This window comes from Rhodobacter ferrooxidans, from assembly GCF_000176015.1.
Lineage (GTDB): Bacteria > Pseudomonadota > Alphaproteobacteria > Rhodobacterales > Rhodobacteraceae > Pseudorhodobacter_B > Pseudorhodobacter_B ferrooxidans.
This window is the reverse complement of record NZ_ACYY01000001.1, coordinates 18,150-41,441: the sequence shown is the minus strand read 5'-3', so window position 1 is coordinate 41,441 and position 23,292 is coordinate 18,150. Positions and strand designations below refer to the sequence as shown.

25 protein-coding genes and 1 pseudogene are annotated in these 23,292 nt (G+C 65.2%); 18 read left to right on the top strand and 8 right to left on the bottom strand.

The features are described from left to right. Positions 1–40: 40 nt before the first annotated feature. On the top strand, positions 41–1,363 hold the full coding sequence (locus RSW2DRAFT_RS00215) for an MFS transporter (RefSeq protein ID WP_008026838.1): 1,323 nt from the start codon (positions 41–43) through the stop codon (positions 1,361–1,363). A 154-nt stretch (positions 1,364–1,517) separates the two neighbouring features. Here RSW2DRAFT_RS00215 and RSW2DRAFT_RS00210 read toward each other — a convergent pair whose 3' ends face one another. The 3 genes from RSW2DRAFT_RS00210 to RSW2DRAFT_RS17030 form a co-directional block, all read right to left on the bottom strand. Beyond that, a complete protein-coding gene (locus RSW2DRAFT_RS00210; RefSeq protein ID WP_008026837.1) occupies positions 1,518–2,645 on the bottom strand; it encodes a site-specific DNA-methyltransferase in 1,128 nt (375 codons plus the stop codon). Between the two features lie 84 nt (positions 2,646–2,729). Continuing rightward, positions 2,730–3,371: a ribonuclease HII gene (locus RSW2DRAFT_RS00205; protein ID WP_008026836.1), complete on the bottom strand. Its 642-nt coding sequence runs from the start codon at positions 3,369–3,371 to the stop codon at positions 2,730–2,732. Positions 3,372–3,534: 163 nt separating this feature from the next. Then, positions 3,535–4,035 (bottom strand): hypothetical protein, encoded by a 501-nt coding sequence (locus RSW2DRAFT_RS17030; protein WP_008026835.1) that lies wholly within the window; start codon positions 4,033–4,035, stop codon positions 3,535–3,537. 197 nt (positions 4,036–4,232) lie between these two features. Here RSW2DRAFT_RS17030 and RSW2DRAFT_RS00195 point away from each other — a divergent pair, with 197 nt between their 5' ends. The 6 genes from RSW2DRAFT_RS00195 to RSW2DRAFT_RS18415 all read left to right on the top strand — a co-directional run bounded on the left by RSW2DRAFT_RS00195 (position 4,233) and on the right by RSW2DRAFT_RS18415 (position 9,376). Beyond that, entirely contained in the window at positions 4,233–4,523 is a 291-nt protein-coding gene (locus RSW2DRAFT_RS00195) for a hypothetical protein (protein ID WP_008026834.1), read from the top strand. Further along, positions 4,495–5,199 carry a winged helix-turn-helix domain-containing protein gene (locus tag RSW2DRAFT_RS00190; RefSeq protein WP_008026833.1) on the top strand — a complete coding sequence of 235 codons (705 nt, stop codon included), beginning with the start codon at positions 4,495–4,497 and terminating at the stop codon, positions 5,197–5,199. Before RSW2DRAFT_RS00195 ends, RSW2DRAFT_RS00190 begins: the two co-directional genes overlap by 29 nt. Before the next feature lie 89 nt (positions 5,200–5,288). Further along, a complete protein-coding gene (locus tag RSW2DRAFT_RS00185; RefSeq protein WP_008026832.1) occupies positions 5,289–6,611 on the top strand; it encodes a mechanosensitive ion channel family protein in 1,323 nt (440 codons plus the stop codon). Positions 6,612–6,619: 8 nt separating this feature from the next. After that, positions 6,620–7,768, top strand: coding sequence for a TIGR03862 family flavoprotein (locus RSW2DRAFT_RS00180; RefSeq protein ID WP_040671384.1), 1,149 nt, complete (start codon positions 6,620–6,622; stop codon positions 7,766–7,768). A gap of 400 nt (positions 7,769–8,168) precedes the next feature. Further along, a complete protein-coding gene (locus RSW2DRAFT_RS00175) occupies positions 8,169–8,690 on the top strand; it encodes a peptidoglycan-binding domain-containing protein (protein WP_008026829.1) in 522 nt (173 codons plus the stop codon). A gap of 212 nt (positions 8,691–8,902) precedes the next feature. Next, positions 8,903–9,376 carry a hypothetical protein gene (locus tag RSW2DRAFT_RS18415; protein ID WP_156790585.1) on the top strand — a complete coding sequence of 158 codons (474 nt, stop codon included), beginning with the start codon at positions 8,903–8,905 and terminating at the stop codon, positions 9,374–9,376. Between the two features lie 96 nt (positions 9,377–9,472). On the opposite strand, the gene RSW2DRAFT_RS17685 is transcribed toward RSW2DRAFT_RS18415, so the two are convergent. After that, positions 9,473–9,625, bottom strand: a complete 153-nt coding sequence (locus RSW2DRAFT_RS17685; protein ID WP_008026828.1) for a hypothetical protein — start codon at positions 9,623–9,625, stop codon at positions 9,473–9,475. A gap of 140 nt (positions 9,626–9,765) precedes the next feature. Then, on the bottom strand, positions 9,766–10,095 hold the full coding sequence (locus RSW2DRAFT_RS00170) for a hypothetical protein (RefSeq protein WP_008026826.1): 330 nt from the start codon (positions 10,093–10,095) through the stop codon (positions 9,766–9,768). A 374-nt stretch (positions 10,096–10,469) separates the two neighbouring features. On the opposite strand from RSW2DRAFT_RS00170, the gene zapE reads away from it, so the two are divergent. Continuing rightward, entirely contained in the window at positions 10,470–11,549 is a 1,080-nt protein-coding gene (gene zapE, locus RSW2DRAFT_RS00165) for a cell division protein ZapE (protein WP_040671355.1), read from the top strand. Between the two features lie 3 nt (positions 11,550–11,552). Here zapE and RSW2DRAFT_RS00160 read toward each other — a convergent pair whose 3' ends face one another. Then, complete coding sequence (locus RSW2DRAFT_RS00160) at positions 11,553–12,197, bottom strand: carbonic anhydrase (RefSeq protein WP_008026822.1); 645 nt, start codon at positions 12,195–12,197, stop codon at positions 11,553–11,555. Positions 12,198–12,329: 132 nt separating this feature from the next. Between RSW2DRAFT_RS00160 and RSW2DRAFT_RS00155 the strand changes: the two genes are divergently transcribed. The 5 genes from RSW2DRAFT_RS00155 to RSW2DRAFT_RS00135 all read left to right on the top strand — a co-directional run bounded on the left by RSW2DRAFT_RS00155 (position 12,330) and on the right by RSW2DRAFT_RS00135 (position 16,910). Further along, positions 12,330–12,713, top strand: coding sequence for a hypothetical protein (locus RSW2DRAFT_RS00155; RefSeq protein ID WP_008026819.1), 384 nt, complete (start codon positions 12,330–12,332; stop codon positions 12,711–12,713). Positions 12,714–12,774: 61 nt separating this feature from the next. Further along, positions 12,775–14,160, top strand: a complete 1,386-nt coding sequence (locus tag RSW2DRAFT_RS00150) for a leucyl aminopeptidase family protein (RefSeq protein ID WP_008026818.1) — start codon at positions 12,775–12,777, stop codon at positions 14,158–14,160. Further along, a complete protein-coding gene (locus tag RSW2DRAFT_RS00145; RefSeq protein ID WP_008026816.1) occupies positions 14,161–14,979 on the top strand; it encodes a C40 family peptidase in 819 nt (272 codons plus the stop codon). It abuts the gene before it with no gap. Positions 14,980–15,069: 90 nt separating this feature from the next. Then, positions 15,070–16,155 carry a hypothetical protein gene (locus tag RSW2DRAFT_RS00140; RefSeq protein WP_008026813.1) on the top strand — a complete coding sequence of 362 codons (1,086 nt, stop codon included), beginning with the start codon at positions 15,070–15,072 and terminating at the stop codon, positions 16,153–16,155. Then, the gene (locus RSW2DRAFT_RS00135) at positions 16,152–16,910 is read left to right on the top strand and encodes a hypothetical protein (RefSeq protein WP_008026811.1); all 759 of its coding nucleotides are present in this window, start codon (positions 16,152–16,154) and stop codon (positions 16,908–16,910) included. The genes RSW2DRAFT_RS00140 and RSW2DRAFT_RS00135 overlap by 4 nt, the downstream gene beginning before the upstream one ends. A gap of 3 nt (positions 16,911–16,913) precedes the next feature. On the opposite strand, the gene RSW2DRAFT_RS00130 is transcribed toward RSW2DRAFT_RS00135, so the two are convergent. Both RSW2DRAFT_RS00130 and RSW2DRAFT_RS00125 read right to left on the bottom strand, forming a co-directional pair. Then, positions 16,914–17,255: a DUF2794 domain-containing protein gene (locus RSW2DRAFT_RS00130; protein WP_008026810.1), complete on the bottom strand. Its 342-nt coding sequence runs from the start codon at positions 17,253–17,255 to the stop codon at positions 16,914–16,916. Positions 17,256–17,515: 260 nt separating this feature from the next. After that, positions 17,516–18,511 carry an asparaginase gene (locus tag RSW2DRAFT_RS00125; RefSeq protein ID WP_008026808.1) on the bottom strand — a complete coding sequence of 332 codons (996 nt, stop codon included), beginning with the start codon at positions 18,509–18,511 and terminating at the stop codon, positions 17,516–17,518. Between the two features lie 184 nt (positions 18,512–18,695). Here RSW2DRAFT_RS00125 and RSW2DRAFT_RS00120 point away from each other — a divergent pair. From RSW2DRAFT_RS00120 to RSW2DRAFT_RS00100, 5 genes and pseudogenes are all read left to right on the top strand, one after another. Then, positions 18,696–19,225: pseudogene (locus RSW2DRAFT_RS00120) on the top strand (invasion associated locus B family protein). Positions 19,226–19,327: 102 nt separating this feature from the next. Then, complete coding sequence (gene rlmN / locus RSW2DRAFT_RS00115; protein WP_008026804.1) at positions 19,328–20,617, top strand: 23S rRNA (adenine(2503)-C(2))-methyltransferase RlmN; 1,290 nt, start codon at positions 19,328–19,330, stop codon at positions 20,615–20,617. A 42-nt stretch (positions 20,618–20,659) separates the two neighbouring features. Then, positions 20,660–21,094, top strand: coding sequence for a relaxase family protein (locus RSW2DRAFT_RS00110; protein ID WP_008026803.1), 435 nt, complete (start codon positions 20,660–20,662; stop codon positions 21,092–21,094). 212 nt (positions 21,095–21,306) lie between these two features. Next, the gene (locus tag RSW2DRAFT_RS00105; RefSeq protein WP_040671354.1) at positions 21,307–21,612 is read left to right on the top strand and encodes a hypothetical protein; all 306 of its coding nucleotides are present in this window, start codon (positions 21,307–21,309) and stop codon (positions 21,610–21,612) included. A 1-nt stretch (position 21,613) separates the two neighbouring features. After that, the gene (locus RSW2DRAFT_RS00100) at positions 21,614–23,278 is read left to right on the top strand and encodes a methyl-accepting chemotaxis protein (RefSeq protein WP_008026800.1); all 1,665 of its coding nucleotides are present in this window, start codon (positions 21,614–21,616) and stop codon (positions 23,276–23,278) included. The last annotated feature ends 14 nt before the right edge of the window (positions 23,279–23,292 follow it).

Here is a 23,292-nt window from a genome sequence, read left to right as displayed (position 1 = left end):
CGCCACGGCGCGGCCGGAAGCGTCCTGAAAGGCACCGCCGATGCTTGCCGTCTTTCGCAATGAAACCTATGCGCGGCTGTTTTCAGCCCAGGTGATCGCGCTTCTGGGCACCGGCTTGCTGACCGTGGCGCTGGGGCTCTTGGCCTATGATCTGGCGGGGGATCGTGCGGGGCAGGTGCTGGGCACCGCCTTTGCCATCAAGATGATCGCCTATGTCGGGCTGTCGCCGGTGGCGGCGGCGCTGGTGCAGCACCTGCCGCGCAAACCGGTGCTGATCGGTGCCGATCTGATCCGGGCGGCGGTGGCTTTGTGCCTGCCGTTCATCGACGCGGTCTGGCAGGTCTATGCGCTGATTTTCGTGCTGCAGGCGGCCTCGGCCACCTTCACACCGGCGTTTCAGGCAGTGATCCCGGATGTGCTGCCCGACGAGGCCGACTACACGCGGGCGCTGTCGCTGTCGCGGCTGGCCTATGATCTGGAAAACCTGATCAGCCCGGCGCTGGCCGGGGCTTTGCTGCTGCTGGTCAGCTTTCACTGGCTGTTTCTGGGCACGGTGGTGGGGTTTCTGGGCTCGGCGCTGCTGGTCTGGCGCGCAGCGGTGCCTGGCGCCACCGCTGCCCCGCCGCGACCGTTCCGCGAGCGGTTGACCCGCGGCACAAGGATATACCTCGCAACGCCAAGGCTGCGCGGTCTGCTGGCGCTGAACATGGGGGTGGCGGCGGCGGGGGCCTTTGTGCTGGTCAACACCGTGGTGCTGGTGCGGGCGGGCTATGGCGGCAGCGAGGTGGCGGTGGCGCAGGCGCTGGCGGCGTTTGGCGCAGGGTCGATGGCGGTAGCGCTGCTGTTGCCGCGGCTGCTGGAGCGGCTGGAGGATCGCAGCGTGATGCTGGGCGCCGGGGCGGCGCTGGCGCTGCTGACGCTGGGGCATGGCGGCTGGCTTGTCGCCGGGGGCAGCGTCGGCTGGGGGCCATTTCTGGGGCTGTGGCTGCTGACCGGGGCGGGATATGCGGCGGTGCTGACGCCTTCGGGGCGGCTTTTGCGCGCCTCCAGCCAGTCCGAGGACCGCCCGGCGCTGTTTGCCGCGCAGTTCGCGCTGTCGCATGCCTGCTGGCTGCTGACCTATCCGTTTGCCGGCTGGGCCGGCGTTGTGATCGGCCTGCACGCGACGCTGCTGGCGCTGGGGTTGGTCGCGGCCATCAGCGAGGCGGTGGCGCTGCGGGTCTGGCCACCGGCGGCGGCGGAACTGCCGCACGACCACCCCGACCTTGCCCCCGACCATCCGCATCTGCGGGAAAACCCCGCCCGCCATGCCCATGTTTTCGTGATCGACGACCAGCACCGCCGCTGGCCGCATCCGGCCTGAGCCGCTCGTCCGCCCTGACAGGCGTCATCGCTGGCGAAGAGCAACCGTCAGGGCGCGATGAGCCGCCGCCAATAAAAAGCCCCGCCGTGCGGACACGGCGGGGAGGTATGCCACCGGCGGTCGGTGGCACAGGCGTTTGAAACTTATGGGAAACTCAGTGCGGCAGGCCCGCCTGATCGGCCTCCATCTCGGCCCGGATCTGCTGGCGCAGGATGTCGATCGGCACCATCTTGCCGTCACGCTTGAAGTGCCAGTAGGTCCAGCCATTGCAGGACGGTGCCCCCTCCAGCGCCGCGCCGACCTGGTGGATCGAGCCTTTCACGTCATTGCCGATCAGCGTGCCATCGGCCCGCACCTTCACCTTGAAGCGGTTGCCCAGCGAGAACAACTCCTCGCCCGGCCGCAACATGCCACGCTCCACCACCTGCCCGAACGGCACGCGGGGTTCGGCACGTTTCGACCCGGTGGTCTCCAGCCCGGTCGCATCGAACCGCCGCACCCGTGACAGCCGTTCGGTGGCGGCCTGACGGTAAATCTCTTCCCGCTCGATACCGATGAAATCACGTCCCAGCATCTTGGCCACCGCCCCGGTGGTGCCGGTGCCGAAGAACGGGTCCAGCACCACATCGCCCGGGTTGGTGGTGGCCAGCAAAATCCGGTGCAAAAGACTTTCCGGTTTCTGGGTCGGATGCGCCTTGTCGCCCGCGGCGTCCTTCAGCCGCTCGTGCCCGGTGCAGATCGGCAGCACCCAGTCCGATCGCATCTGCACCCCGTCATTCAGCGCCTTCAGCGCCTCGTAGTTGAAGGTGTATTTGCTGGCTTCCTCTTTCGACGCCCAGATCAGCGTCTCGTGCGCGTTGGTCAGCCGCTTGCCGCGAAAGTTCGGCATCGGGTTCGACTTGCGCCAGACCACGTCGTTCAACAGCCAGAACCCCTGATCCTGCAACGCCGCCCCGACCCGGAAGATGTTGTGATACGACCCGATCACCCAGATCGCGCCATTGGGTTTCAGCAGGCGGCGGGCGGCGGCCAGCCAGTCGTGGGTGAACTTGTCGTAGGCGGCAAAGCTGGAGAACTGGTCCCAGTGGTCATCGACCGCATCCACCAGGCTGTTGTCGGGCCGGTGCAGATCGCCCTTCAGTTGCAGATTGTAGGGCGGGTCGGCGAAAATCAGGTCGATGCTGGCCGCGGGCAGGCCGTTCATCGCTGCGATGCAGTCGCCCTCAAGGATCTGGTTCAGCGGAAGCGTCACCGCTTCGGCTGCCTTCAATTTTATCGCCATCTCTGCCTCTGTCCCCGGCTTTAGCGCCGTTTTGTTGCCTAGCAGGATGAGTCAAAGCTGATTCGCCGTCAAATTCTTTTTGAATCAAGGGGTTAGAGATTTATCTTGATACAAGATATTGTGGACGGGCTTGAACGAACGCCTATGCCAAGGGGTGACACCAAGATTTAGCAGCGCCGCCAGATGCGCCTTGGTCGGGTAACCGGCATTCGCCTCCCAGCCGTAGCCGGGGTGCTGTTGCGCCAAATCCACCATGATCGCGTCGCGCGTCACCTTGGCGATGATCGAGGCCGCGGCAATCGACAGGCTGCGCCCGTCGCCCTTGACGATGGCTTGCGCGGCGCAGCTCAGACCGCGGGGCAGCAGATTGCCGTCGATCAGCGCGTGGTCGCAGGGTTCGGGCAGGCCCGCCAGCGCCCGCTGCATTGCCAGATGGCTGGCGCGCAGGATGTTCAACTCGTCGATCTCGGCCACCGTTGCATGGGCGATGGACACCTGCGCCTGCTCCATCAGCGCGTGAAACAACGCCTCGCGCCGTGCTGCCGAAAGTTTCTTTGAATCATTCAGCCCCAGCGGGATGCTTCCGGGAAACAACCGCACCGCCGCCGCCGTCACCGGCCCGGCCAGTGGCCCGCGGCCCACTTCGTCAACGCCCGCGACCACCCGCGCACCACGGGCGAGGGCGGCGGTTTCGAAACTGAAATCGGGAAAGGGGGGCCGGATCATCGCGTGGCAGAAAACCTGATCCGGGCCGGAAAGAAAAGCTGCAATATCGGTGCCGTGCAATGCGCGCAGAAGTTAAGTCGGGGACAGAAGCTGCTCACCCTTCTGCCCCCGGTCGGGGTGCGGCGGTCGAGGGGATCACCCGCCACCCCCGCAACGGCGGTTCTCAGTCGTTCGGAGAAATGCGATTCGGCCGGTGGTGGCCGCGACGGCGGTAGTGCTCGATCTCGAAGCCGGCATCCAACATGCAGTTTTCGGCATAGACCCGGTCGCGATGGCGGCCGATGCGCACGTCATGGGCGCAGGCGCGCGGCAACCGGGCATTGACACCTTCGTCGCGCAGGCACCGCTCGGCGTAGGCGGTATCCTCGTGGCGCAAGCCGTCGATCGGCATGGCGCAGACCCGCGGCAAGGTCATCACCACCTGGGCAGGCTGGATCCCGGGGGTGCGGCGGTTCGGCTTCTGCGCGTCATTGACGATGATGCCGATCACGGCAAGTCCGGCCAGCGCCTTGGCCATATTGTCGCTTTCGCGGTCGGCGCGGGCCGGCAGGGCGGTGGCGGTCAGCAGGCCAAGGGTGGTGGCCGCAATCGCAAGTCCGGCAAAGAACCGGTTCTGCACGCTGCGGCGCGACGGTATCGCGTAAGAGGTGATCTCGGCAGGCATGGCGCATATCCTTTCTGACAGGGGCTGCGATGCGGGATGCGTATCGAAGCTGATGCCCCGATCTGGCGCCATTGGCAAAAGACAAGCAATAACGCCACGCTGCTATGCGATAGCAGTCGGCGGAACGCTGCCGGATATTGAATATCAGCGGCCCCGCGCGCAGGATGCCTGCAATGAAGAAACCCCGGAGCAGCCCCATGAAACCCTTCAGCTTGATTGCTGCCCTTGTTTTTGCCCTAGGCATGGCAAGTGCGGCCAACGCCGCCTGTTATGCCGACTACAAGGCCAAGCAGGACAACCCGCTGCGCCTGCATTACGGCGTGGCCGAATTGCCCGATTCCGCCTGTGACCGGGGTTCGGCCCAGGCCGTGCTGGCCGGGCGGCTGGCCAATGCCGGCTGGACCCTGCTGAACGTGGTATCGGTGTTTGGCCCCGAGGGCCTGGACGAAAGGAAAGCAAGTGCCGGAGACTATTTCCTCCGCTACTGACAGCCTGCGCGCGGGCAACCGCGTGGTGGCCGGTGGCATTGCCGCAATCGTGCTGATCCTCTTGGCGGCGGCGGTGTTCCTGTTCGTCAACCTGCCCGACGGCAACGCCTTCAACGCCAGGGTCGAGCGGATCTTCGTTGAAAACGACCGCATCACCACCGGCGCCGAGATCCGGCTGCTGGAGATATTGGCGCAATCGGGCACCTCGTTTTCCGAAGTGCTGACCAGCTACCGCATGGTGATCTTTGTGCTGCTGGTATTCGCCACGGCGCTGCTGCTGGCGGCGCTGGTGTTTCTGGTGACCATCGTCACCCTGAACCGGCGCATCTCGGCCATCCAGCGCTCGGGCATCCAGGTCGCCAGCCTGCTGATCAGCCGCGAGGCGCGGGCGGTCTATATCAACGACATGGAGTTCTCGCTGACCGAAGCCGCGATCGAAACCCTGTCGGTGCTGGCCGAGGCGCGGATGGATGACGAGGTGCTGACCGGCGCGCAGATCGAGGGCGTGATCTCGGGGCGCAACGCCGTGGATTGCGACGAGGCCGCGGGGGCGACCCGCGTCAAACGGCTGCGCGATGCGCTGGGCAACCAGTTGGTCAGCGAGCTTTTGGTGAAAACCATCGCCCGGCGCGGCTATATGCTGGCGGTCGGCAAGGATGTCATCCGCATGAAATAGCCCAAGGCGGCATATGGGCGCGGGCGCGGGGCTTGTTTCCGCCGTCGTTTCTTGCGACTGCTTTCCCCGCAAGGCTGCGGGGGCAGGCGATGGATCAACAACCGGCAATTGTCGGCAAACTGCTGGGCTGGCTGGATCAGGCCGGGCAGGTGGCACTGGGCTGGGCCAAAAGCCCCGCCGCCTGGTCGCAATTCGGGCTGCTGGTGGTGGCCTTTGTCGCCGCGGTGCTGATCACCCGCCGCCTGCAACCGCTGCTGCAACGGCTGATCACCCCGGCGGAAGGCCGCGAGGGTTTGATCGCCACCATCCGCCAATACGCCCTGCTGTTCCTGCCCTTGCTGCTGCCGCTGATCGCCTATGGCCTGACCGCCGCGGGCGAGCAGGTGACGCGCTCGATCTTCGGTTCGGGCGCGGTGATCGCCTTCGGCAAGCGGGTGTTCCTGTTCATCGCCGCCCGCATCTTCGTGCGCGAGGTGTTGACCGACGGTTTCCTGCGCCTGCTGGGCCGTTATGTGCTGGTGCCGGTGGCGGCGCTGTATGCCTTGGGCGTGCTGGACGACATCACCACCCGGCTGGACGAAACCGTGGTGGCGCTGGGCAATATCCGGTTTTCGGTGATGGCGCTGATCCGCGGGGTGATTGCGGGCAGCCTGCTGTTCTGGTTGGGCGCCTGGTCGAACCGCCAGAGCGCGGGCTACATCAAGGCGCAACCGGCGCTGCGCCCCGCCACCCGCGAACTGGCCGCGAAAGCCGCCGAGGTGCTGATCTTCGGTGCGGCCTTCCTGTTGCTGATGTCGATCATGGGCATCGACCTGACCGCCGTCGCCGTGCTGGGCGGTGCGCTGGGTGTCGGCATCGGGCTTGGCCTGCAACAGATCGCCGCCAACTTCGTCTCGGGCATCATCCTGTTGATCGAGGGGCAGACCACGGTCGGAGATTATGTGCAGCTTGACGGTGGCGAAAAGGGCACCATCGTCAAGATGACCGCCCGGGCCTGCGTGCTGGAAACCTTTGACGGCCGCTGGATCGTGGTGCCGAACGAGCATTTCATCACCAGCCGGGTCATCAACTATTCCGACCAGGGCAGCGCCAACCGCTACGAGGCGCTGTTCTCGGTCAGCTATGACACCGACATCAACCGTGTGCCGCCGATCATCGAGGCGGCGGTGGCGCAACTGCCCTTCGTGTTGCAGGCGCCGGATGGGCCGGATTGCGAGCTGAAAGGGTTTGGCGAAAGTGCGGTGGATTTCGCGGTGGAATACTGGGTGAACGGCATCGACGACGGCAAGAACAAATACGCCTCGCCGGTGCTTTTCGCGATCTGGAACGCGCTGAAGTCGGAAGGCATCGAGATGCCATATCCGCAGCGCGTGGTCGAGATCAAGCGCCGCGCGCCGGGTGCCGGGGCGTGACCGAGGCCCTGGATGCCCTGGTGATCGGTGCAGGGCCTGCCGGTCTGATGGCCGCCGAGGCGCTGGCGGCTGCCGGGCGGCGGGTGGTGATCTGCGAGGCCAAGGCGTCGCCGGCCCGCAAGTTTCTGATGGCCGGCAAGTCTGGGCTGAACCTCACCAAGGCCGAAGATTTGCCCCGCTTCACCGCGCATTACGACAGCGATTGGCTGGCACCGATGCTGGCAGCCTTCGGTCCCGATCAGGTGCAGGACTGGTGCCGCGCGCTGGGGCAGGAGGTGTTCACCGGCTCCTCGGGCCGGGTGTTCCCCAAGGCGATGAAAGCCTCGCCGCTGCTGCGGGCCTGGCTGAAGCGGCTGGGTGAGGCCGGGGTGACCCTGCGCAGCCGCTGGCGCTGGCAGGGCTTTGCCGAGGGTGGGTTGGCCTTTGATACCCCCGATGGCCCGCAGCTTCTGGCGCCGAAGGTGACGGTGCTGGCCTTGGGCGGCGCAAGCTGGGCGCGGCTGGGGTCGGATGCCGCCTGGGTGCCGTGGCTGGCCGCCAAGGGCGTGCAGATCACCCCGTTCCAGCCCGCCAACATGGGCTTTGTCGTGGACTGGTCGCCGCATATGGCGCGGTTCTTCGGCGCGCCGGTGAAGGGCGTGGCGCTTTGCGTCGGCAACCGGCGCGAGCGTGGCGAGTTCGTGATCTCGGCCCGCGGGCTGGAGGGTGGCGGCATCTATACCGTCAGCCGCGATCTGCGCCTGGGGGCGGCGCTGGTGCTGGACCTGTTGCCCGATCTGGCCGAGGCCGAAGTGGCCGCACGGCTGGCAAAGATGCGCGCGGCCGAGACCACCGCCAACCGCCTGCGCAAGCTGGGTCTGGCCCCGGCGGCGGTGGCACTGGTGCAGGAGTTCGGCCGCAGCCTGCCCATGGTGCAGGCGATAAAGGCGCTGCCGATCCGGCTGGCCGGGCCACGCCCGATCGACGAGGCGATCTCCTCCGCAGGTGGTATCGCCCGCCAAAGCCTGACCGAAGGGCTGGAACTGCGCGCGTTGCCCGGGGTCTTTGCCTGCGGCGAGATGCTGGATTGGGAGGCGCCGACTGGCGGCTATCTGCTGACCGGCTGCCTTGCCACCGGCAAATGGGCCGGACAAATGGCGGCCAAAGCTGACGGATAAACCCGACGGGCGGGCCCGCGTGAGGGGCGCAGGCCCGCCCTTTCAGGCGTTCAGCAGGCCGGAACCCCGGCGTTTACATGCCGCAGGCCTGAAGAACGACTCCGGCCACCAGCAGGCTGGCCAGCAGAGCAACGCGCGACCTGTCGAACTTGAACAGTTTCATGGCATTTCCCCATCGTTTCATCAAATGGCCGACTCGCGGCCAGCGGAAAACCCTTCCCGCGAACCCAGCATGAACCGATGCCACTTGCGCGCAATGACTTGAATCAAAACGGCTTTGCGCGGCAGGGCTGACGCGGGGCAACGCTTGTTATCGCCTATCAACCCGCTGATTTTGCCTAGCGTCGGCAAGCGGCCCATGTTGGCTGCAGGAAATACCGCAACCCGAAAGGACCATGACATGCTGTCCACTGTCATCAAGACTTCGACCCTGGCGAAAACCGCCATCGTCGCGCTTACCGCCCTCAGCATCGGCCTGACCGCCCCCGCCCCTGCCGAGGCGTTCGGCCGGAATGAGCGCAATTTCGTCCAGGGTGCCGCCGCGGCGCTGCTTCTGGGTGCCGTGATCCGCGATGCCAACCGGCATCAGCGCCAGCCGGTCTATACCCAGCCACGGCAACGGGTTTACTACGACGAGCCGCGCTACCAGCCGCCGCGTCAGCAGCCGCAGCCGTATTACGCCCCCGCCCCCAGCATCTACCGCACCCCGGTGGCGCAGGCCTTCAACTCTTACAGTTCCAGCCAGCGCCGGGCGATCCAGGCGCGGTTGGCGGCATACGGCTATTACCGTAGCGGCATCGACGGCTCATTCGGGCCGGGCACCTACAATGCCGTGGCGGCCTATGCCCGCGATACCGGCAATGACCAGCAACTGAGCTCGACCGCCGGTGCCTTCGGGGTGTTCGACGCGCTGATCTACTGACCGGACCTGCCGGGACGGGGAAAGCCCCGCCCCGGCAGACCGAAGCCACCGTATCCTCGCAGGAAAGCCGTGAAAGGTCGAAGCCGTTTGCGGCGCACCCGCAGGCGTGGCGGCCTGCCCTTCGCGGATATGCGGCGCAGAAGCGCCGGCCAGTCTCTATCCGCGGCCAACCGGCAGACCCGACCGCAGGCCGACCGGCTATATCAATCGTGGTGGCCTTCGTGTTCGTGTTGACCAAGGGCGTTGTTCAGTACCCGATCACCCACCGTTCCTTTCACCGTGTCACAGGCAGCAAGCGAGGTTGCCATGACAAGCAAAACCGCAATGGCAAGGTGCCGGTATTGGCGTTTGTTACCGTCCATGATGCCGATCCCTGGCGTGCAACCTGCCGCACGCAGGCCGCAGGGACCACCCCTGCAGCCACAGGCTACGACCGGAATCCGCCGACAAATTTGATCCAGATCATGCCCGACTGCGGCATTTGTGCTGTGATGTTGGAGCGAAATCGGGGCATCGCATGCGCCGGTCTGCACAAGGCCAAGCCGCCGACGCAGCGCCATGCTGCCCCTACCGCTCGCCGCCAAGCTGACCGCCGTTGGTCGATGCCGGTCGCTGCGCAACATAAGACAAGGCGACCGTTTGGCGGCGGCAGTCAACAGCACAGTTCGTGGTCAGACCCCGGTTGACCGCATCAATTGAATCAGAAATCAAGCCGATCCAAGCCGAAGCCGCGCGCCCGTGGCCTTGACCTGCTGCGCTGCTTTCAAAGGCAGCCTAACCTGTCAGTCGTGGTGACCGTTGTGTTCATGCTGGGGCGCGGCCGGTTCAATAGAATAGCTTATTTCCTCCTTCTTGCCGCAGGCCGAAAGCGCAATGGACAGAACCAGGAAAACCGCGATGGCAAGGTGTTTGCTTTGGCGATGAGAGCCGGTCATGATGCCGATCCTTGGCGTGCCATGCGCCGCACGCTGGCCGCAGGGGCGATCCCTGCACGCACAGGATAGGCTTGGCGAAACTGGCAAAGCTTGATCCAGATCACGCCAATCTGCGGCATTTGCGCGGTCGGGCCGGCCTCTCAGGGGCAGGGCTGATAGATGTAGGTGCCGTCGGCGTCGATCACCACCAATTCGCCCCCGATCCCGCGGCTCAGCAGCATCCGGCGGGCCCAGGTCTGCCCCTCACCCGAGCAGGCGCCGTCATAGAATGTGGCACCCGCCATGTCGGCAACAGCGGTCGGATTGGACAGCGCGCAGCGGGTCTCATAGAAGGTGATGGCGTCGCCCTGCACCTCGACCTTGCCATCGCTGTAAGGGTTCTGGCAGTCGGCCATGTCGTAACGGCCGTCGAACGGCGTGGCCAGCGCGAGGCTGGGGGCAAGGGCAACAACAAGGGCACTCAGGCGCATGGCACGATCTTTCGTTGGAACAGCCAAAGCTTAGGGGGTGATCCGGCGTGCGGCAAGCCGGTGCGACGATAGGTGCGCCAACGCCTTGCGATCTCTCACCGCCGGTTCCCGCCCTTCGCCTTGTGGCTTCTTCTCTGGTCAAATATCCCCGCCGGAGGCTTTGGCCGTTGGACCGGGTGCCTCCGGCGGGGATATTTTCAAACAGATGAAACCGGTTCACGCGGCAGCTGTCCCTGTCGGTCGTTTTCGTCGCGCGGGTGACCGAAGGCTTGGATCGCGCGCAGCAGGATGGTCATGCGATCAGCAGCGGGCCGGGGAAAAACCTGTGGCACATGTGGGGTTTTCAGCGCGCCGCGGCTATTCTATGCAACGTTATGCGAATGACCCTGACCGAGATCTACGAGGCCCGCATCGAATGCGGCGATCTGCGGGCCGACCCCGGCCAGCACGCGCTGCTGCCCGATCTGGAAAGCCTGCGACAGTGGCTGGAGGCCAATGCCGTGCGCAAGATCGGCCTGTTTGCCGGCCTGTTCGCCCGCCCGGTGCCCAGCCCCAAGGGCATCTATCTCTGGGGGGGCGTCGGGCGCGGCAAGTCGATGCTGATGGACCTCTTTTACGACTCCGTCGCCATCACCGCCAAGCGGCGCGTGCATTTCCACGCCTTCATGCAAGAGGTGCAGCGCGGCTTGCACGCCGCCCGTCAGACCAATGTCGAGGATGCCCTGACCCCGGTGGCCGAGGCGCTGACCCGCGACCTGCGCCTGCTGGCGTTTGACGAGATGCAGATCGGCGATATTGCCGATGCGATGATCGTGGGTCGGCTGTTCGAGAAACTGCTGGCGGCGGGGGTGGTGATCGTCGTCACCTCGAACCGGGTGCCGGACGATCTGTACAAGGACGGGCTGAACCGCAACCTGTTCCTGCCGTTCATTGCCCTGCTGCACGCCCGGTTTCAGGTGCGGCAACTGGAAAGCCCGACCGATTACCGCCAGCACCGGCTGCGCGGCGCCCAGGTGTATTTCCACCCCGCGGGCAAGGCCGGCCCGGCCATTGGTGCGATCTGGCGCGACCTGACCGGGGGGGCGCCGGGGTCGCCGCTGGCACTGGACGTTGGCGGCCGCACCGTGGAACTGGCGCATTTCGCCAACGGCGTCGGCCGCGCCACCTTCTGGGAGCTGTGCGCCCGCCCGCTCGGCCCCGCCGATTACCTGGCCATCGCCGCCGAGGTGCGGGTGCTGATCCTTGAAGACATCCCGCAGCTTTCCGCCAGCAATTACAACGAGGCCAAACGCTTCGTCACCCTGATCGACGCGCTGTATGAGGCAAAAGTCCGCCTGGTCGCCTCTGCCGCAGACGTGCCGGAACGCCTGTATATCGAAGGCACCGGCGCGTTCGAATTCGAACGCACTGCCAGCCGGTTGCGCGAGATGCAGGCGGCGGACTGGGGGCAGTAGGGTTCAGACCGGGACGAATCCCACGGCCGGGTCATACTGCTCCAGTCCACCCTCGCCGGTGTCGGTCCACAACCCGTGCAGGGTCAGGCGTTCGGCCTCTACCGCGGCGCGCACGAACGGGAAGGTCATCAGGTTTTCCAGGCTGACCAGCACCGCCTCTTTCTCCAGCGCGCGGGGGCGGGCGGCGTCGGGCAGGTGGGCCACGCGGGCATAGCCGGGGCGCAGGATGTCCATCCAGCGGCCGACAAAGCTGGAGGCCAGCTCCAGTTCCGGCGCCGCACCGCTGCACATGTCGTGGCAGCCCTGCACGCCGCCGCAATGCGAATGCCCCAGCACCACGATATGCGCCACCCGCAGCGCCGTGACGGCATATTCCACCGCCGCCGAAGTGCCGTGCACCTGGCCATCCGGGCTGAACGGCGGCACCAGATTGGCGACATTTCGATGGATGAAGAACTCGCCCTCGTCGGCGCCGAAGATCGAGGTCACATGCACCCGGCTGTCGCAGCACGAGATCACCATGGCGCGCGGATGCTGGCCGCTTTCGGCCAGACGGCGGAACCAGGCCTTGTTTTCCTGATAGGACGTGGCTTTCCAGCCGTTGAAACGCTGCACCAGATAGGCAGGCAGGGGTTTGGCGTAGTGCATGGGGCCTCCAATGGTTGCCCATTACCTAGGGGGCGGATCGGGAAAATTCGAGCGGTTTCGTGCGCAGGGTTCAACCTTTTGTTCAACATGAGGGCGCAGGTTGGCCCTGGGTGTGTAACGGAGGTTGGGTTGATGGACGGCAATATTGTGGTGCTGCGGCCGCATGATCGGGTTCGGCAGGATGCAGAGCCGGTTGCGGCGATGTATCGCGACATGGGCACCAAGGCCGCCGAGCAGGTGGTGACGCGGGCCTTGGGCGAGCTGGCGCTGACCATGTCGGGCTTGGCGCAGAAGGTGCGGGCGCATGATCTGACCGATCTGTCGCGGCAGTTGCGGCGGTTGCAGCGGATGTCGGAGCAGTTGGGCATGGTCAGTCTGGGTCTGGTGGCGGGCGATGTGCGCAATTGTCTGGAAAGCAGCGATGTCACGGCGTTTTCCGCGGTCTGGGCACGGCTGTTGCGGGTGGCGGAGCGTTCCCTGGCCTCGGACAAGGATCTGCTGGATCAGTCGATCTGAGGCTTGCGGGTGGCCATGGAACGGCTAGGGTCGCGGGGTATCCCTGAACCCGGAAGCCGCCATGACCCTTGCCTTTGCCGCCCCCGATGCCGCCTCGCGCCCCCTGCATGTGGTTGTCGCTGATGATCTTTCCGGCTGGCTGGCCGCACAGCCCGCCGCGGTGCGGGGCTGGCTGACGGATGGGGATTTCAAGGCGGCCTTGGGCGATTTGCGGCTGCTTCCGGCGGCGGATGGTGGCGTGGCGGCGGCGGTTGTCGGCTATGGCAGCGCCAAGACCCGGGCGCGGGGGCGGTTCGGGTTGGCGCGGGCGGCGACGGCATTGCCTGCTGGCGACTGGCATTTCGAGGGCTTGCCCGAGGCTGACCGCGACGAGGCGGCGCTGGGCTGGCTGCTGGCGCAATACCGCTTTGACCGCTATCGCCCGGGTGCCGAGATCGGCCCGATTGCCCGGTTGAAACTGCCGAAGGGCTGCGATGCGAAACGCCTGCTGGCGATGGCGACCGGCGAATATCTCACCCGCGATCTGGTGAATACGCCTGCCTCCGACATGGGGCCTGCGGAACTGGAGACGGCGTTTCTGGCGCTGGCGGCTCGGCATGGGGCGCAGGCGACGGTGGTTTGTGGCGACGATCTGTTGGCACAGAATTTCCCGATGATTCATGCGGTTGGCCGGGCGTCGGACCGCGCGCCGCGGCTGCTGGACCTGCGCTGGGGCGGCAGTGGCCCCAGCCTGACGCTGGTCGGCAAGGGCGTGTGTTTCGACACCGGCGGGCTGAACATCAAGCCGTCTTCGGGCATGCTGCTGATGAAAAAGGACATGGGCGGCGCGGCCACGGTGATGGGGCTGGCCGAGATGATCATGGCGCTGGGGCTGAAGCTGCGGCTGCGGGTGATCGTGCCTGCGGTGGAGAACTCGATTTCCGACCGGGCGCTGCGGCCGCGCGATATCCTGACCTCGCGCAAGGGGCTGACGGTCGAGGTCAACGACACCGATGCCGAGGGGCGGCTGGTGCTGGCCGATGCCCTGGCGCTGGCCTGCGAAGAGGCGCCGGACCTGCTGATCTCGATGGCGACGCTGACCGGGGCGGCGCGGGTGGCGGTGGGGCCGGACCTTGCGCCCTATTACACCGATGACGAGGCGGTTTCCGACGCGCTGGCCAAGGGTGCCAAGGCCGGCTGCGACCCGGTCTGGCGGCTGCCGTTCCACACGCCCTACGAGCATATCATCGAGCCGGGGATTGCCGATCTGGACAACGCGCCCGGCTGGGGCTTTGCCGGGTCGGTGACGGCGGCGCTGTTCCTGCGGCGGTTTGTCGATGCCCCGCGCTATCTGCATTTCGACATCTATGCCCACAGCCCCGCCGATCTGCCGGCCCGACCCAAAGGTGCGGTGGGGCAGGGCGCGCGGGCGATCCTGTCGGCGCTGCCGCAGATGCTGGGGCTGTAGATGGACCGCCGTTTGACCCCCGCCAACGCCCGTGCCGCCCTGCAAAGCCTGCGCGGCAGTGTCGAAGCGCCGCGCTATACGCCGGGCGAGGCCATGCAGGTGGCGCTGCCCTTGGTCGATCTGCTGGCCAGCCCAAGTGGGGCGCGCGAGCGGCAATTGCTGTTGGGCGACGGTTTCACCGTGATCGACCGGCATCAGGGCTATGCCTTCGGTCAGGCGGCGCGCGACGGCTATTGCGGCTATCTGCCCGAGGCGGCGCTGGGGCCGCCCCAAGCACCGACCCACTGGATTGCCGCCCTTGGCAGCCACCTCTATTCCGGCCCCAAGGTGCAGGCGCCGGAAACCGCCAGCCTGAGCTTTGGCGCGCGGCTGACGGTGCTGGGCACCCAAGGCAAGTTCAGCGAAACGCCGAAGGGTTTCGTGCCGACCTGCCACTTGCGCGAAATTGGTGACTGGTTCAGCGACCCGGTGGGGGTGGCGGAAAGCTTCCTTGGCACGCCCTACCTGTGGGGCGGCAACAGCCGGGCGGGGCTGGATTGCTCGGGTCTGGTGCAGGCCTCGCTTCTGGCCTGCGGGCAGCAATGCCCCGGCGACAGCGACCTGCAACAGGCGCTGGGCACCGAAATCCCCGAAGACGCGCCGTTGCAGCGCGGCGATCTGCTGTTCTGGAAAGGCCATGTGGCGATGGCGATGGATGCCGCCCGGATGATCCACGCCACTGGTCATGCCATGGCGGTGGTGATCGAGGATACCGCAAGCGCCATCGCCCGCATCATTTCGCAAGGCGGCGGGCCGGTCACCCATCGACGGCGGCTGTAACCCGCACGAAAACGCACGTTTTGCGCCACAAACCCGCCCAAAACCCATGGTCTGTCTGCAATCTGGAAATGATTGCGGTGGAGCCGGGTGATGGAGCCGAAAACGATCCTGCTGTCTTTGGTTGGTCTTGGGGCGGCTTTTGCATTCCTGACCACCGGCGAGGGTTTCAAGCTGCCGATTGACGGCCTGTTGCCGGGCGGCATGACCACCATCGGCACCATGGACAACCGCAGCGCCCGCCTGACCGAGATCGAACGGCAGGACGGTGCGCCACTGGAACTGGCGACGCTGGCCGAAGGCTTTGACCGCGACACCGTGATGGCGATGCCCGCGGCCTTGCAGGTGCTGACCCCCGCCGCGGATTGCGCGTTGACCGCACCTGCCAAGGGCGAGCGGGTGGTGCCCTTGCTGGCCAATGGCAGCGAACAGCCGACGCTGGTCTATGCCTATGCCGAGGACATGGTTCTGACGCAGGCGGCAGCCGGGCTGGAGCATCATTACAAATACAATCTGGACGAGACCAAGCTGCCGAAGAAGGGGCTGATCAACGTGCGATCCGACCTGGCGCTGCAACTGGTGAACCTGGTGGTGCCGCCGGGGCCGGAGCCGGTCTATCTGATCTTGCAGGACCGCAATGCCGGGGTGTTGTGGAACATCCTGCCGATGCCGGGAGCCAAGGTGGCGCGGGTGGTGCTGTTGTCGGGGGTGGCCTCGGGCGTGGTGAACCTGCCCGAAGGGGCGGTGCTGGAAACCGTTGATCTGCATAGTGATGCCTGTAATGGCGTCGGCGCGCCGAAATGGGCGCTGCCGCAGACCGATGGCATCGGGCGTGACACGCCGCAACAGGATCTGGACGCCTATGCCGCCTATGACCGCTGGTATCGCGGCGCGTTCGGTCAGCCTGCCGACAAGGACTTGCTGCATCGGGGCGCCAGTAACGGCCTGCTGGCAGGCTCTGTGCCGCCGGAAACCGCGGCCAAGGCCACCTGGCGTGGCGTGGCGGGGGCGACGGTGCATCTGATGCCTGCCGATCTGGTGTTTGCCTCGGGTGCCGAAGAACATGACGCCTGGTTCATCCAGCGCGCCGAAAACCATATCCGCGCCGCCTTTGGTCTGGACGGCGCTGCCGATCTGGCCGCTGCGGTGGTGCCGGTTGTTTACGAAAGGGTGCAATGATGCTGTTCAAGGCGTTTTCCAGCAGCATGCGGCTCTTGCTGCTGATCCCCTTCCTCGGGGCGATGGGCTACGGGCTGTTCATGACAAAGTTCATGAACGAGGCGCAGAATGGCGAGCTTGGCTTTGCCGGGCGTATCCTGATGGAAGTCGGCCGGGTGGCGATTGAACACCGGGCCGACAGCCAGCGCGATGCGGTGTTCGATATGGCCGGCCTGAGCACTGACCGGGTGGTGCGGCTGGAACGCCGGGTGCCGGTGGCGGAATTATTGGGTGAGGGCGATCTGCCGCAAGGGGCGGCGCTGACGCTGGCGGTTCAGGCGCGCGGCAAGCAACTGGCCGAGGCCGATTGCCCGCTGCTGCTGGCCACGCTGGCGCAATCCTGTGCGCTGCGCGAACTGACGGTGCGGATGGCCGACCGTGAAGGCATCGTGATCGTCGAGGCCAGCCTTGCCTTCACCCCCGCCGATCCGGCAGGCGATATCGAAGGGGTCGAGGGCCGCGACATGCACAGCCGCGAGGTCAAGCTGCTGGGTGGCAACACGCGCCCGGTGGCCGCCACCGATCTGGCCGCCCGCCGCAGCGCCGCGCTGACTGAAGCCGCCGCCGCCTGCGCCGAGGTGCGCAAGACCGAGGGCAATTGCGTGGTCCGCTCCGTGTCGCTGTCCGAACGGCCGCGCGACGACGGGCGCTATGATGTGCGGGCCGAGGCGCGGCTGGCGGTGCTGGCACCGTTGCCGAAACCTCCCACCTCGTAAGGTTTAGTCCACCGGGCGGATCAGCTTGCGCTCCAGCACCCGCAGCACCGCGGCCAGATCGGGGCCGCGGCGCAGTACCTGCCCGTCCTGCCCGACCACCGCATAAAGCCCCTGTCGCGCCCGCAGCTTGGGGCGCTTTTCGATGCGATACAGCGGATGCTCGGCAGTGCGGCGGAACACCGAAAACACCGCCAGATCGCGCAAGGACGAGATGCCGTAGTCGCGCCATTCACCGCAGGCCACCATCCGGCCATAGAGCGACAGGATGGCGTTCAACTCGCGGCGGTCAAAGCTGACGACCTCGTTTATGCTGTCGGCAAGCGGGAAAGGGGTGGGTGCGGTCATCGGAAAATCTTAGCGGCTTGCGGTCACAAATCAAGCCTGCAGCCCTGCCGCGAAATTGCCGTGAAATGACCGCCAAACCGGCGCGGCGTGATCATTTCCTTGCCTGATTGCCTTGCAATAACAGCGCTGTAGCAAGTGACGTAGATCCGGTGGCGCGGTCTTTTGCCCCCGCCCAGACCACGCCACCGGGTCGCTTGCTGCGCTTCTTTGGCCGTCGTCGGAGCGCCTGCGCCCCGGCGGCGGCCGTTCCTTTTCAGGCCCTACAGGAACCCCGGCGCCAGTTGCAGAATGCCGGTCTGCTTGCCCCGCCAGTTGGTCTGAACGGCGTTCAGCCTTTTGCGGGTGGCAGGATGGTCCGCCTCCAGCACGCCCAGCCGCACCAGCAGCGCGGCAATCACCGCCTCGGAGGCGCGGCTGTTGCCATCGACAATCTTGACCGCGATACCGATTTGCCGCTCGGGCACGATCGCCACGAACACCGCCTCGGCGCCGGTCTTGATCGCCACCCGGCCATCCATCGCCCGCATCAATTCGGTGCAGGCCCTGCCCTCACCCGCCACCAGATCGGGATAACTGGCCATCGCCGCGGTCAGCCGGTTGGCGGCGCGGCTGCGGGCATCGCCACCATCACTGGCATTGGCAAAATAGGCCATCGCCCGCGCCAGCCCGTGCAAAGAGGTGGCAAAGTTGGGTGCCGAGCAGCCGTCGATGCCCCAGCCGGCGCTGGTCTCGCCGGTCACTTCCTCGAACGCCGCTTTCACCGCGCGCTGCACCGGGTGGTCGTGTTCGACATAGTCGGCATGGCCGCCCAGATGCTTGTTCAGCGTCAGGAAACCGCTGTGCTTGCCCGAGCAGTTGTTGTGGATCTGGCAGGGCGAGGTGTCGGTCTTGATCAGCCGATCCCGCTCGGCACGGTCGTAAGGCTCGTGGCTGCCGCAACGCAGGTCGGGCTCGGCCAGATCCAGCGCCGCCAGCCAGCGCGTCACCATGCCGGTATGCAGCGCGGCCCCCTGATGGCTGGCGCAAGACAACGCCACCTGCGCGTCGGTCAGGCCGTAAGCCTCGGCAGCACCACTTTCCAGCAGCGGCAGCGCCTGGATCATCTTGCACGACGAGCGCGGAAAGATCACCGCCGCAGGGTCGCCCCAGGCATCGACGACCTCACCATCCGGCCCACAGATCACCGCATGGCCGACATGGCTGCTTTCCAGCATCCCGCCGCGCCAAAGCTCGACCATCGGTATGGCTTTTGTCATGCTACCCTCCGTCACAGATGCGCGAATTTACGCCCATGGGGCTTTTGCATCCGGCCCTTTTTGCGCTAAGAGTGGGATATCGGGTTGAATTGCCCTGCGCCACAGGAAAAGCTTGATATCAAAGCGCTGTTGCATGCAGCGTGGCGCGGGCAAAGGCAGAAGGCAGCTGGAGGCTGAGATCGACATGACATCCAATTTGGGGCGCACCCTGGCCGGGGCGGTGATCGCGATGGCGCTGACCGGGTCGGCGCCGGTGGCTTTTGCGCAGGAATCCACCAATCAGGTCGCGGTGATGACCGACTGGAGCGTGTTCACCGAGAACGAGCCGAAGGAATGTTGGGGGTTTCCAAGCCCAAGGAGACCGTCAACACCCGCGACGGCAAGCCGGTGTCAGTGCGGCGCGGCGATATCCTGCTGTTCGTGACCTATCGCCCCGGCAAGCCCGGCGAAGTGTCGTTCAGCGGCGGCTATCCGTTTGCCGCCGGTTCCACCGTGAACGTCAACATCGACGGCACCACGTTCGAGCTGTTCACCGATGGCGAATGGGCTTGGCCCGCCAATACCGCCGATGACGCGGCCGTGCTGGCGGCGATGAAGAAAGGCACCACGGCGGTGCTGTCGGCGCGGTCCGGCAAGGGCACCCAGACCAAGGATACCTTCAGCCTGCGCGGTTTCACTGCCGCGATGACGGATGCCGAAAAGCGCTGCAAGTAAGCTTGCGGTTTCAGGTTCCCCAAGCGCCCCGGCAGCACCCGGGGCGTTTTGCATTTCCGCCCGGATCGACTATATCCAGCCCAACCCAGCGACGAGGATACCATGACCCCGCTTGCGCCGATCACCCAGGACGTGCTGACCCTGCCGCGCAAGCTGCCCGAGGGCGGCAAGATCAACATCGTCGGCCTGACCCGCGACCAGTTGCACGCCGCCCTGGTGGCCGCAGGCACGCCCGAGCGGCAGGCGAAGATGCGGGTGGGGCAGGTCTGGCAATGGGTCTATCACTGGGGCAAGCGCGATTTCGCGCTGATGTCCAACCTCGCCAAGGACTACCGCGCCTTTCTGGCCGAGCATTTCGTGATCGAGTTGCCGCAGGTGGTGACGCGGCAGCTTAGCGACGATGGCACGCGCAAGTATCTGGTGCGCATCGCGGGCGGCCACGAGGTCGAGGTGGTCTATATCCCCGAGGACGGGCGCGGCACGCTGTGCATCTCCAGCCAGGTGGGTTGCACGCTGACCTGCACCTTCTGCCATACCGGCACGCAGGTGCTGGTGCGCAACCTGACGGCGGCGGAGATTGTCGGCCAGGTGATGCTGGCGCGCGACGATCTGGGCGAATGGCCGGTGCAGGGCGCACCGAAGGATGAAACCCGGCTGATCAGCAATGTGGTGCTGATGGGCATGGGCGAGCCGTTGTATAATTTCGACAATGTGCGCGACGCCATGAAGGTGGTGATGGACAACGAGGGCATCGCCCTTGGCCGCCGCCGCATCACGCTTTCGACCAGTGGCGTGGTGCCGGAAATTGCCCGCACCGCGCGCGAGATCGGCTGCCTGCTGGCGGTGTCGCTGCACGCCACCACCGACGAGGTGCGGGACAAACTGGTGCCGATCAACCGCAAATGGAACATCGCAGCACTGATGGACGAGTTGCGCGCCTATCCCGGCCTGACCAATTCCGAACGGATCACCTTCGAATATGTGATGCTGCAAGGGGTGAACGACAGCAAGGAAGACGCCTACCGGCTGGTCGAGCTGATCAAGGGCATCCCCGCCAAGATCAACCTGATCCCGTTCAACGAATGGCCGGGCGCGCCCTACAAGCGCTCCAGCGGCAACCGCATCCATGCCTTTGCCGACATCATCTATAATGCCGGTTATGCCAGCCCGATCCGCACCCCGCGCGGCGAGGATATCATGGCGGCCTGCGGTCAGTTGAAATCGGCGACCGAGCGGGCGCGCAAGAGCCGGGCGGTGATCGCACTTGAGGCCGGGCAGGAGCCGGTGGCACCGATTGCCCGCGACTGGCGGCAGGGGGTGGGGAAGCGGGTGACCAAGGCCACTGCGGAAGATGCGGCGCGGTCGGCTTTGGGCGAGGATGGCGGGCACTAAGGGTTCAACGGTTTGTTAACCAGGTTCTGCCAGCATCGCGGCATGGAACCGGAAATCGTCACCCTGAAACTGCCCAAACCGATGCTGGCCGCCTTGCGGCGGATCGCGGCGGGCGATGATGTGACGGTGGGGCAGGTGATCCGCGACGCGATCAGTCGTGACATCGCGCGCCGGGAAAAAGCGAAGACGCCCGTGCGGGCGGATGAGCGGCTCGTCGCTCCCTTGCGGGCGCTTCTCGCGGACGATTTCGCCTATGCCACGGATTGGGCCGACCTGATCACCCGATTGCGCCGCAAGGGTTATGCACTGGCCGAGGCTGGCGGGGGCCTGATCCTGCAAGACCACGCCAGTGGCCAGCGACTGTGCAAGGGGTCCGAGCTGGGCCATGGCTATGCCCAGCTCTTGCGCAAGTTCGACGCCCCCTTCCCCGGCCATACTCACCAGTGGCTGCTGGACCGGGTCCGCGCCCGCGCCTGATTTTTCGGAACGCCCGCAGCATTTGCGATGAACATGGCGACATCGGCCATCAGCCCCGGCGACTGCGCGGTATGGGCCGGGTGGCGTTTGGCGATGCGTGGCGGCGCTGATCACGCGAAGGCAGGCGTGTTTCCATAAACCCAATGGCAGGCGGCGCTTAACTGAGCGTTCAGGGTTTCATGGCAAAAGCGATCCGGTAAGGGGAACCAGAAATGTCTGTCTATGCCAGCACAATGTTGATTTCGGTCTTGGGGGTTTCTGTCTTGACCGGGCTCACCTTCGGGCCAACGGACCAGTCACGCCAGATAGCAGTCTTGTTTCCACCTTGGCAAAATGACGGTTTTGGTCGTGCGGCGGCAACTGGATTGGCGATCATTGATCTGCATTGGCAGGGACACGTCGTCATCCTTGACACTGGCGGCGATCCGACCGCGTTGGCCCATCTCAAAAGTCAGGGTTTCTGGCTTTTGGACGCATCGGGAACGGTGACTTGCGGGAATCCGATCGAAAGGACGTGAAATGATTGCGACGATTGATGACCTGCAAAAACGCGCTTTGTTCTACGCGGTCATACTGTTGTGGGCGCATGTGCCGCTGGTTGGTGCGCTGGGGGTGGTTCTGGGTAAGGGCGGCTTGATTGAAGCCGCTATGCTGGCGCTGGTGGCAGGGCTGGTGACGTTTGAAAAATGGCGTCTTGGTCCGGCACTGGCGGTACAGATGGCGGCATCTGCCGGGCTGGCGGTGGCAGTTTCGACGATCGTTTACATGTTGCGCGGCCACCCGTGGCAGGCCGACAGCCACATGATTTTCTTCGCAGCCTTCGCCCTGACGGCGGTGTTTTGCGACTGGCGGCCGATCGTGACCTATGCCAGCGTAATTGCGGTGCACCATCTGGTGCTGAACTTCACCTTCACCGAAGCGGTGTTTCCAGGCGAGGCCTCGCTGGGGCGGGTGACGCTTCATGCCGTCGTTCTGGTGGTGCAGACGGTGCCGCTGATCTGGCTTTCGATGGTATTGGCGCGAATGTTCCAGACCTCGGATGCCCTTCTGTGCCAGGCAAATGAGTCGCAACAAGAAGCCATGAACAGCGCCGAATCGCTGACGAAAGAACGTGAGGCCCTGCAAAATGTCGTGCAATCCCTGAGCTGCGGCCTGCGCGATCTGTCGGTGGGCAATCTGACACGACCGATCAGCGATGCCTTTGCGGCGGGCTACGATGCGCTGCGGACCGATTTCAATACCACGCTCGAAAAGCTGTCCGACACGATCGCCCAGGTGGTTGATGCGTCACAAAGCATCCGCGCCCGTTCGAATGAAATCAGCACGGCATCCGAGGATCTGTCGCGGCGCACTGAAAACCAGGCCGCCGCCCTTGAAGAAACGGCGGCGGCGCTGGACGAATTGACTGCTTCTGTCAAATCGGCAGCAGATGGGGCACGCGAAGTGGAGGGCATTGTCCACCAGGCCCGGAAAGAGGCAGAAGCGAGCAGCGCCGTGGTGGAAGGTGCGGTTGCCGCAATGTCCGAGATCGAGAGGTCGTCACAACAAATCTCGCAAATCATCGGGTCCATCGACGACATCGCTTTCCAGACCAATCTTCTGGCGCTGAACGCCGGAGTGGAGGCTGCGCGCGCCGGAGACGCAGGCAAGGGCTTTGCGGTGGTCGCTTCTGAAGTGCGGGCACTGGCGCAGCGCTCGTCGGCCGCAGCAAAGGAAATCAAGACGTTGATTGGAACTTCCGCCCAACATGTCGGCCGCGGCGTTGAACAGGTCGGAAAAGCCGGCGAGGCGCTGCACAACATCGTCGGATCGGTGGCCAGTATCTCGACCCTTGTGTCAAATATTGCCGTGGGTGCGACCGAGCAATCGACCGGTCTTGCAGAGATCAATATCGGCGTGACGCAACTGGATCAGGTAACACAGCAGAACGCCGCCATGGTGGAAGAAACGACCGCAGCCAGTCATGCTTTGAGCCAGGATGCGACAGGTCTTGCCACGATCGTGTCGAAATTCAAGGTGGGGCAGGGCACAGAAAATCAGGGTCGAATTGTCGCGCTGTCCGCGTTTAAACGCCACACGCGCTCTGATGTTGACATCACGGAAATTGCCACTGCCGAAGATCAGGCTGCGCAGGCGCAGAAAGTGACGGGAACGAACGGAAATGCACTTTGGAAGGATTTCTGAACGTGACGATCAAT